We start from the raw sequence: 3202 nt of genomic DNA on the forward strand, positions 1-3202 counted from the left end.
AACACCGGGGGCCGCCGCGTCACCCAGGCCGTCGCCGCCGCGTACGGAGCCAGCTCCAGCAGGTGCTGCGTGCCCGACGCGCCCCCGCCGACCACCACCGCCCGCAGCCCCGCGAACTCCTCCGGGCCCCGGTACCCCACCGTGTGCAGCTGCCGCCCGCGGAACGTCTCCTGGCCCGCGACGCGCGGCACGAACGGCCGGTCCCAGGTTCCCGTCGCGTTGATCAGCGCGCGGGCCGACCACACCCCCGCGGACGTCTCCACCCGCAGCCGGCCCCGCTCACCCTCCCGCACCGCCCGCACGTCGACGGGCCGCACCACGTCCAGCGCGAAGGCCCGCTCGTAGGCGTCGAAGTAGGCGGCGATCACCTCGGACGACGGCCGCCCGGGATCGGCCGCGGTCAGCTCCATCCCCGGCAGGGAATGCATCCCGTGCACCTTGCCGTACGTCAGCGAGGGCCACCGGAACTGCCACGCTCCGCCCGGACCCGGCGCGTGGTCCAGCACCACGAAGTCCTGCCCCGGCTCGAACCCGGTACGCCGCAGGTGGTAGGCGGCCGACAGCCCCGCCTGCCCGGCGCCCACCACCACGACGTCGATCTCCCGCGTCATCCGCTCCTCCACACCCGTGCGAACGACCGGGGGCCCGGCTGTCTTCCCCCGCCGGGCCGATGCGTCAGGATGAAGTCATGTCAGACCGTTTCCACACCCGCGTCCTGCACATCGCCACCGGCTCCTCCGAGCGCGTCGCCGACATCACCCGCGACTGCGAGGAGTTCCTGAACGAGGCCGCCGCCGGCCGTGACGGCCTCCTCAACGTCTTCGTCCCGCACGCCACGGCGGGCATCGCGGTCATCGAGACCGGAGCCGGCAGCGACGACGACCTGCTCGCCGCGCTCCGTGACCTCCTCCCGGCGGACGACCGGTGGCGCCACCGCCACGGCACCCCGGGCCACGGCCGCGACCACGTCCTCCCCGCCTTCGTCCCGCCCCACGCCACCCTCCCGGTCATCGGGGGCCGCCTGGAGCTGGGCACCTGGCAGTCGGTGTGCCTGGTCGACACGAACGTCGACAACCGGGACCGGCAGGTGCGCCTCAGCTTCCTCGGCTGACCGGAAGCCATGGATCTCGGCGAGGGCGGTCCTGCCGGAGCCGTTCGCGCCGACGAGCGCCGTCACCCGGCCGTGCTCCACCCTCGGGCTCACGTCGTGGAGGGACGGGGTGGTGGCGCCGGGGCAGGTGAACGAGACGTTCCCGACGGTGACGGCCCGGCGCCCGGACGGACCTGCGGTGGCGGATGCGTGACACGGTCCGCCGGTGCACGGGCGGCGCCCACGAGGGAATCGGGCACATGAGCCAAGGGTGATGGCCACCCGTACGGCGGATGGGCGTCGTGCCGTGCCGCCACAATCCTGGGAGGGACCGCTCCGACGGGGCGTGCGTGCGGGGATACGGGGTGGGTGTGACCGAGCGCGGCAGGGCCGACCGCGCCGTTCCGACGGGGACGGGACCGGGCGGAACGGAAGCGGGTGTGGGGGAGCCGGGTGTGACCGGCCAAGGCGTTCGGCGCGCACGGACGGCGACGGAGGACCGGCCCGGTGCGCCGGGACATGCCGACCGGCAGCGGCGGGACGACGGGCCGGTGCGTGCGGTGCCACGGCACGTGGCCTGCGTGATGGACGGCAACGGCCGCTGGGCCCAACGCCGTTCGCTTCCCCGGACGGCCGGCCACCGGGCTGCGGAGACCACCGTCATCGACATCATCGAGGCTGCCCGGGCGGCGGGCGTCGAGTGGCTGAGCCTGTACGCCTTCTCCACCGAGAACTGGAATCGTCCCGGCACCGAGGTCGACTACCTGATGCGCCTGGTCCGCCGGGTCGTGCGCAAGCACGCGCCGCTGCTGCTCGCCCGCGGCATCCGCTGCCGGTTCCTCGGGGCCGCCGACCCGCGCATCCCCCGTGAGCTGGCCCGGGACTTCGAGGACCTGGCGACGCTGACCGCCGACAACCGGGGGATGACGCTGACCGTCGCCTTCGACCACGGCGGACGCCGGGACATCGTCGAGGCGGCCAGGTCGCTGATCCGCACCGGGACGCCCGCCGACGAGGTGACCGAGCGCCTCTTCGCGGACCACCTGCCGTTCCCCGACACCCCCGACGTCGACCTCGTCATCCGCACCTCCGGCGAGCAGCGCATCTCCAACTTCATGCTCTGGCAGGTGGCCTACGCCGAGTGGGTCTTCCCCGAGGTGCTCTGGCCGGACTTCAGGGCCCCCGACTTCCTCGCATGCCTGCACACCTACCGGCGCCGTGACCGCCGCTTCGGCGGCGTGCCGCCCCAGACGAACGGAGACATGTCATGACGACCGGCACCACCGGGACGGCCGACGGAGCCTCCATGCTCGGCCCGGACGCACAGTTCCGCGCCTTCTTCGACGACCCGCGCTGGGCGCTGGGGATCATCCGCGCCACCGTGCTGGAGGCCGCGCACCCGCAGGTCGGCGCCGCCCTGGCCGAGAACTCCACCTTCGTCGCGCACCCCTGGCGTCGGCTGCGCAACACCTTCCTCAGCATGCGGCGCATGTTCGACGCCGATCCGGCGGTGCGGGAACGGGAGACCGCCCGGCTCAACAGGCTGCACGCCCGCATGAGCGGCTCCGACGCCCGCGGCCGCGCCTACGACGCCATGGACCGTCCGACCCGCGCCTGGGTGGTGGCCACCCTCTTCGAGAGCGCCGTCACCATGTGCCGGCTGAGCGGCCAGCCGCTCGACCAGGCCACCATGGAGCGCATGTACGCCGAGTACCGCGCCTTCCTCGCCGCGCTCGACGGCGACGCCCGGGAACTCCCCGAGAGCCTGAACGACTTCTGGCCGTACTTCGACCGGGTCGTCGAGGAGGAACTGGAGGACACCGAGGCGGCCCGCGTCATCCTCTTCCGGCTCTTCGACCACCTGCCCGCCCCGGCGCTGCTCCAGGGTGCCCCGACGCTGTGGGCGGCCGGCCGGGCCGTCGTCGGCCCGCTCATCGGCGCGATCACCGTCGCCTCGCTCCCCGACGCCTACCGGCGCAAGGCCGGCCTGCCCGAGACGCCCGGGGCCCCGACCCTCATGCAGGGCGCCTACCTCGCCGCCGGGCTCACCCGCTTCCTGCCCGAGGGCTGGATCGACGCCGGGACCATCATCGAGATCCTCTCCCTCTCGCC

4 protein-coding genes are annotated in these 3202 nt (G+C 74.0%); 3 read left to right on the forward strand and 1 reads right to left on the reverse strand.

Annotated features, from left to right (window positions below):
• Positions 1-611, reverse strand: a 611-nt coding sequence (locus HW445_RS23985) for an FAD-dependent oxidoreductase (RefSeq protein WP_180223023.1), incomplete at its 3' end; no start/stop codon positions are given.
• 77 nt (positions 612-688) lie between these two features.
• Between HW445_RS23985 and HW445_RS23990 the strand changes: the two genes are divergently transcribed.
• The 3 genes from HW445_RS23990 to HW445_RS24000 form a co-directional block, all read left to right on the forward strand.
• Complete coding sequence (locus HW445_RS23990; RefSeq protein WP_180223024.1) at positions 689-1111, forward strand: secondary thiamine-phosphate synthase enzyme YjbQ; 423 nt, start codon at positions 689-691, stop codon at positions 1109-1111.
• A 530-nt stretch (positions 1112-1641) separates the two neighbouring features.
• Positions 1642-2361, forward strand: a complete 720-nt coding sequence (gene uppS / locus HW445_RS23995) for a polyprenyl diphosphate synthase (protein ID WP_180223025.1) — start codon at positions 1642-1644, stop codon at positions 2359-2361.
• Positions 2358-3202: oxygenase MpaB family protein (locus HW445_RS24000; RefSeq protein ID WP_180223026.1), on the forward strand; the 845-nt coding region annotated here is incomplete at its 3' end. The genes uppS and HW445_RS24000, both read left to right, overlap by 4 nt.

It is taken from the genome of Streptomyces sp. UH6 (genome assembly GCF_013421635.1).
GTDB classification, from domain to species: domain Bacteria; phylum Actinomycetota; class Actinomycetes; order Streptomycetales; family Streptomycetaceae; genus Streptomyces; species Streptomyces abyssomicinicus.

Bases quoted from the DNA above. Each gene is read 5' to 3' on its own strand.
- HW445_RS23990 (WP_180223024.1), top strand. From the start codon at position 689: ATGTCAGACCGTTTCCACACCCGCGTCCTGCACATCGCCACCGGCTCC.